The following is a 5,725-nucleotide window of genomic DNA, read 5'->3' on the forward strand; positions in this document are numbered from 1 at the left end:
CCCATGAACCCCGCACCCATGAACCCGGCACCCAGGAACCCGGCTCCCGAGTTCCTGGGTGCCGGTCGTTCCGTGTCGAAAACCTCTGAGAGTGGAGTGAGTGGTCAGATGCAACGCGCAAGTCACCGCAGCCGTGTCGACGCAACGATGGTTCTCAACCGGCGCCGCGTCCTCGGGACCGTCGCCGTGACGCTCGCGGCCGTGACAGGGTTGGTTGGTTGCGGGTCGGACACACAGGTCGATTACGAGACCGCCGGGGGTTCCGGGGATTCGCTTCTCGTCTACGTCGGCGCCGGCGACGACCGCGAGATCGTGGAGTACGCGGTCGAGAATCTTCTGCCGGCCTCGGCGAAGGTCGAACTCGTCGACGCGTCGGAAGATTCCAACGAGAAGGTGGCCGCCGGGGACGGCGACCTTTCGTTCTATCAGCACATCCCCGCGTTCGAAGCCGATCTCGGCACGCATGCGTACGACAATCTGAGCATTGTGTCGAAGGTGAATGTCGTTCCATACGGCCTGTACTCGTCGAAATGGACGGATGTGAAGGACACCGAGAGCTGGGTGAACGTGGGCCTGGTGGCGGACGAGGTGACCGCGCGGAGTCTTCCCCATGGCTCGCAGGTCGTGCTCCCCGCGACTCCGACGGGTTTCGCGCGTGGACTCCATCTGCTGCAGAGCGCGGGGCTGGTGAAGCTGGACCGCCCGTTCGGAGGTACCTCGGCGGTGGATCTCACGATTACCCAGGCGAACGTGCTGGACTCGCTCCGGCACCTGACACTCCTGGGACTCGGCTACGACGACTACCTCCAGTCGCTGTACGACAACTACGACGCAGTGGTCCTCAAGCCGGATGACGCGGCATCCATCGGTCTGACGCCGGCGGACGACGCGCTCGCGATCGAACCGGGCCCGGGGAATCCCTATGCGCATGTGCTCGTCGCGCCGTCGAGGTTGGCGGGCGACCAGCGAGTGCTCGAACTGGCACGTGCGCTGGAAAGCCCGGAACTGGCCCAGTTCCTGGAAACGAAATTCCGGGGCGCGAACATTCCGGTGGCCGCCGCGGAGAGCAACTGACTCACGGTCAGGGACCTGTCGACAGTGCCGATACTCTAGAGGGCCTCGTAATCGAAGGACGCCAGCTTGGGTCCGTGGGTGCCCTCGAACCGAACCGTGACTTGCCATTCTCCGGCGGTCGGCACGATCAACCCGTCGCTGATCCAGGTGAGTCCGTCGCCGTCGGGTCCGGTTCTGGTGAGTTCGACTGGCATCCGTGCGACATTGGCGACGGCCGAGGAGAGTTCGACGTCCACGTCGGGCAGCGCTGCGCCTGCGGCGAATCCCGCATCCGGGGTCCGGAACCGGACGGTCAACGTCTGGGGGCCGCGGCGAACGGTGTCGATCTCGACGTCCAGGATCTCCGACGCACCGAAGTTCAGCTCGGTGTGCACATTCGTGGTGTAGCTGTCCTTGGCGGGTGTGAGAGACGACAGCAATGACGTCGCAGCGAGGACTGCGACCGCGAGAGCGGCCTCGACGATCACGGTGCGCGAGCGCCGCGGGTTCTCACCGCGGTCACCGGCCGGGTCGGTCGCTCCGTGACGGTACCGACGGTATGTCAGGTAGCCGGCGACCACGACGAGCCCGACCAGTACGACTTTAACGGTCAGCACCAGTCCGTACGAGGTGCGAAACAGCGCCTCGACGGGACGGACCTGCAGGATCGCGAGGGTCAGACCCGTGACGGACGCGAGCACCACATGGCCTGCGGCCACCCGATGCCATCGTTCGAGCTGCGCGACACCGTCGACTACCAGAGCCAGGATGCACACTCCGCCGAGCCACAGCGCGGCGGCGTATACGTGCGCCGCGGTGCCCAGGAACGCCAGCGGCCATCTTTCGGTGGACCCCCCGTGACCGCCCAGCGTGACCGCGGCCACCGCCGACGCCGCCTGGAGGTACCCGAGTGCGTCGGCGGTCCGGTTCGTCCCGGGCGGATACGCGAAGCAGGCGAGGTTCAGCACCACCGCCACGACGATCGCGACACCCAGCTGACTGCCCAGGACGGTTGCGACAGCCGACGCCGACGCGTCGGCCAGCCCGCCTGACTGCCCCGCAACCTGCACGATGAGTCGACCGAGCAGCCCGACGGTCAATACCGCTGTTCCCACCCGGTAGACCGTGCGAAAACGGCGGCCGCCCAGGGTGGTGGGCCAGACCCAGCGGCCGGCGATCATGAGGCCGGAAGACAGGACGACACCGAGGTACACCGCCGACTTGCTCGGATAACGGAGGTACTGCTCGACTCCGGTCGTTGTCGCACCGGCGTCGAGGGCGTGTCCGAACTGGGTGACCGAGCCCACCGTGAATCTGCTCGACAGCGACACCACGTGAGTGTCTGCGGAGATCACCCGCGCCGTAGCGAGATACGCCCCGTCGCCGATTGTTCCGTCGACCACGAACACGATCCGGCGGCCACCGTCCTCGACCCGGTCGGTCGCGACCGAGTGGCGGGCACCCGTGCTGTCGATCAGCTGCGCCGACCCCTCGACCAGCGTGACCGGCTCGCTCAACTCGAAGGCCAGTACCTCCGGCGACACGTCGACGTGCGATCCGTCGCCCGGAGCGGCCGAGACGATGGTGGCGTGGGCCGACGCGGGTGGCGCCCACCATACCGCTGCTGCCGTCGCAACGAACGCGAGTAGCCAGGAGAACGCAACAGCTCGCGTCATCGTGGCCGCGAATCGGCGATGGTCGTTCTGCACGAGCACCGGCGGGCTAGGTTCGGACATGACCCCGGCGCACGAGGGTGATCACCGCGATCGTGGCCCCCAGCGCGAGCACCAGCGCGGCCACCGCGATCGTGCGCCACAGCCACCCTGTCGAATCGCTGTCGGACGCGGCCACATGGGACGAACCGTCGGCCGATGCCGAATCTGCTGTGCCGCCGTGCCCGTCGCCGTGCGCACCCGCACCACCGGCAGCAAGCGTGACGACGGGAGCCGGGTGTTCGGGTTCGATGCCCGCGTTGACGGCAACCTCGTTCCAGGACACCACCGAACCGTCGCTGTAGATCTGCTCGGTGGGTAGCGGAACCGAGTCGACGTCCTCGGGCCACGGCCCCGCCGACAGGGTGAACACCCCGAATTCGGCCGCCTTCAATCCGTTCGCGGGATCCGTCACCTGCCATCTGACACGTGACACCCGTTCCCCGTCGCCGGACTGCTCACGTTCGACCGTCGCCGTCCATCCCGGAATCGGCAGCGTCCGAGCCGAGGTCAAGTCGACGCCCTCGGGGACCGTGAGGGTCAGACCGATTGTCGACGCGGCGTCCGACTCGGTGGGAACGATGAGGCGCACTAGGCCGTATCCGCCCTTCGAGAGCTGTTCCGCGCCGTCGACGTGGACATGCGCCGCGGCAGGTGCGGCGAAGCCGAGCAGTGCCACGCCTCCGAGTGCCGTCACGGCTGCGATGCGGCGCGCAATCGCACTCCGCCGGCGACCGACGTTGACATTTTCATAGTTCGACATGCTGGATCGACTCCCATTGACCGCGCGAGTTGGTTGCATATGACTGGTGTGTTTCGGGTGGGGAGTGCCGGCGAGACGCCGGACCGTCCGCGCGAACAGACACCGGAAACCGCTGAGTACCAACGATGCTAATGCCCCTCGCGGATGCGGCGGAGGGTTCGGATCGGCGTGATGGTTACTCGGGTTCGTGCCCACGGCAGGGACTGCGGAGGGTGGATGCGGCGACCGATCGGCGCGTGCGACAGCGCAGAATCCATTGGGAGCGAATAATTGTCGCTCGTCCATCCGCACTGCACGCCCGGAGCCGAACACGAGAGTCGAATCCGGACCGCGACCCGGGGTGCCTTTGTGAGGCAACCAGTGCGGGGCAGGGTGTGCCATGCTGAGAGCGAAGTCTGACGAAGTCACGGGGGTGACATGACTGTTCACATACTGGTGCGGTCCTCAGGGAAGCGTGGATGGATGCTGCGGTGCGATCTGTGTGAGCACCGATTCGACGCTGCCGTCGCCGGTCGTCCGGAGGCGGTCGCCTTCGCACGCACCAACGGGTGGATCGTCGGTGAGGCGACGTGGTGCCCGATGTGCGCGGCCACCCACACGATCCGCCGGACCGCCTGAACCTCAGTCCGTCACCCTTTGCCCCGAACACAGTGGACGGTGCCGCCCGATGCCGCTGCCGAAAGTCCCACAGAAGGAGTTCACATGACGCAGGCCGCAACTCGACTCGCGGTGATCCCGCAGTCCGGATACACCGGCGCCGAGGTTCGCGGCGTCGATCTGACCCACGAGCTGACCGGCGACGAAATCCAGGCGATCCGCGCCGCACTGCTGAAGTGGAAGGTCGTGTTCTTCCGAGAACAGTTCCTCGACCACGACCAGCACCTACGTTTCGCGTCGTACTTCGGGAAGCCGACTCCGGCACACCCACTCTTCGACTCGATCCCCGACCCGAACCATCCGACGATCTATCCGATCTTCCGCGATCGCTTCAGATCGCGAGTCGCGTCCAGCGGCGGTTACGACAAGGTGCGATGGCACGCGGACGTCACCGCTGCGGTCAACCCGCCCTTCGCGTCGATTCTGCGCGCGGAGGTCCTGCCCCCGTACGGCGGCGACACCCAGTGGTCCAACGGCGTCGCCGCGTACGACGGTCTGTCGGCACCGATTCAGCGACTCGCCGACGAACTGCGTGCGGTGCACCGATTCGCGCCCGACGCCGGTTCGACGCCCACCGAGGACTACCTCCGCCGTGTCGAGCGGCGCCCGCTGGTCAGCGAACACCCGGTGGTGCGGGTGCACCCCGAGACGGGGGAGAAGGCCCTCTACGTCAACCCGGGCTTCACGCAGCAGATCGCCGGTGTGTCGGCCCACGAGAGTCGTCGTCTTCTCGGCCTGTTCTACGAAGAGCTGGCTCGGCCCGAGTACACGGTGCGGTTCAAGTGGGAGCCGGGGTCGATCGCGTTCTGGGACAACCGTTCGTCGGTCCATCTCGCGCCGAACGACCTCGTCACCGACGACGACCGTCGACTGTTCCGCATCACCCTCGAAGGTGACGTGCCCGTCGGACCGGACGCGCGCACGTCAGAGGCACTCGAGGGTGAACCCTTCGAGGCACAGTAATTCCGTCTCGGAACCACGACTCGAGGTGTTCGGCTCGAGCTGATTTCAACTGTGTCGCAATCGGTCGATTTCTGTATCGATCGGCGTCGCCGCAGTTGGAGGACACGCCGATCCTCTTTCCTGCAGATCGGTCTGCGATCGGCGAGACTGGGTACTCGGTCGTCGTCGGTATCCGGGCGGTATCGTCGCCGTCCGGCACGGGCGGAGTCCTGGAGTCGATGTGCCCCCGAAACACGGTGGCCGCAAGGGGGAATCTCGTGAACATGTGGAACTACCTGCAGGGAAGGGGAGAGTTCCTCGGGTTCCTGACGTATCAGCACGCATCGCTCGCGTTCCAAACTGTGCTGGTCGGCACCATCGTCGCCGTGCTCATCGCCATCGCGGTGCACCGCCTGCCGCTCTTCTCGGCCTTGACACTCACCACCAGCAGGGTCGCGTTGACGATCCCGTCCCTCGCATTGCTCGCCCTGCTGATCGTGCCGTTCGGGCTGGGAGTCGTGCCGTCGTTCATCATGCTGGCGTTCTTCGCGGCAATGCCTGTCATCGGCAACGCGATCGTCGGTCTGCGCTCGGTTCC

5 protein-coding genes and 1 pseudogene are annotated in these 5,725 nt (G+C 66.4%); 4 read left to right on the plus strand and 2 right to left on the minus strand.

From position 1 onward, the window contains the following. The first annotated feature begins 108 nt into the window (after positions 1-108). Complete coding sequence (locus ACFTZB_RS42265; protein ID WP_378441420.1) at positions 109-1,074, plus strand: MetQ/NlpA family ABC transporter substrate-binding protein; 966 nt, start codon at positions 109-111, stop codon at positions 1,072-1,074. Positions 1,075-1,109: 35 nt separating this feature from the next. On the opposite strand, the gene ACFTZB_RS42270 is transcribed toward ACFTZB_RS42265, so the two are convergent. After that, positions 1,110-2,789 (minus strand): CopD family protein, encoded by a 1,680-nt coding sequence (locus ACFTZB_RS42270; RefSeq protein WP_378441422.1) that lies wholly within the window; start codon positions 2,787-2,789, stop codon positions 1,110-1,112. Continuing rightward, positions 2,776-3,528, minus strand: coding sequence for a YcnI family protein (locus tag ACFTZB_RS42275; protein ID WP_378441424.1), 753 nt, complete (start codon positions 3,526-3,528; stop codon positions 2,776-2,778). The genes ACFTZB_RS42270 and ACFTZB_RS42275 overlap by 14 nt, the downstream gene beginning before the upstream one ends. Positions 3,529-3,945: 417 nt before the next feature. Here ACFTZB_RS42275 and ACFTZB_RS42280 point away from each other — a divergent pair, with 417 nt between their 5' ends. The 3 genes and pseudogenes from ACFTZB_RS42280 to ACFTZB_RS42290 all read left to right on the plus strand — a co-directional run. After that, positions 3,946-4,146 (plus strand): hypothetical protein, encoded by a 201-nt coding sequence (locus ACFTZB_RS42280; RefSeq protein ID WP_378441427.1) that lies wholly within the window; start codon positions 3,946-3,948, stop codon positions 4,144-4,146. 84 nt (positions 4,147-4,230) lie between these two features. Next, a complete protein-coding gene (locus ACFTZB_RS42285) occupies positions 4,231-5,148 on the plus strand; it encodes a TauD/TfdA dioxygenase family protein (RefSeq protein ID WP_378441429.1) in 918 nt (305 codons plus the stop codon). Positions 5,149-5,411: 263 nt separating this feature from the next. Beyond that, positions 5,412-5,725 (plus strand): annotated as a pseudogene (locus ACFTZB_RS42290) (ABC transporter permease); the annotation flags it as partial.

The sequence above is a fragment of the Rhodococcus sp. NPDC057014 genome, assembly GCF_042673295.1.
Taxonomy (GTDB): domain Bacteria; phylum Actinomycetota; class Actinomycetes; order Mycobacteriales; family Mycobacteriaceae; genus Rhodococcus_F.

Bases quoted from the DNA above. Each gene is read 5' to 3' on its own strand.
- ACFTZB_RS42270 (WP_378441422.1), bottom strand. From the start codon at position 2,789: ATGTCCGAACCTAGCCCGCCGGTGCTCGTGCAGAACGACCATCGCCGA.
- ACFTZB_RS42265 (WP_378441420.1), top strand. From the start codon at position 109: ATGCAACGCGCAAGTCACCGCAGCCGTGTCGACGCAACGATGGTTCTC.
- ACFTZB_RS42280 (WP_378441427.1), top strand. From the start codon at position 3,946: ATGACTGTTCACATACTGGTGCGGTCCTCAGGGAAGCGTGGATGGATG.
- ACFTZB_RS42285 (WP_378441429.1), top strand. From the start codon at position 4,231: ATGACGCAGGCCGCAACTCGACTCGCGGTGATCCCGCAGTCCGGATAC.
- ACFTZB_RS42275 (WP_378441424.1), bottom strand. From the start codon at position 3,528: ATGTCGAACTATGAAAATGTCAACGTCGGTCGCCGGCGGAGTGCGATT.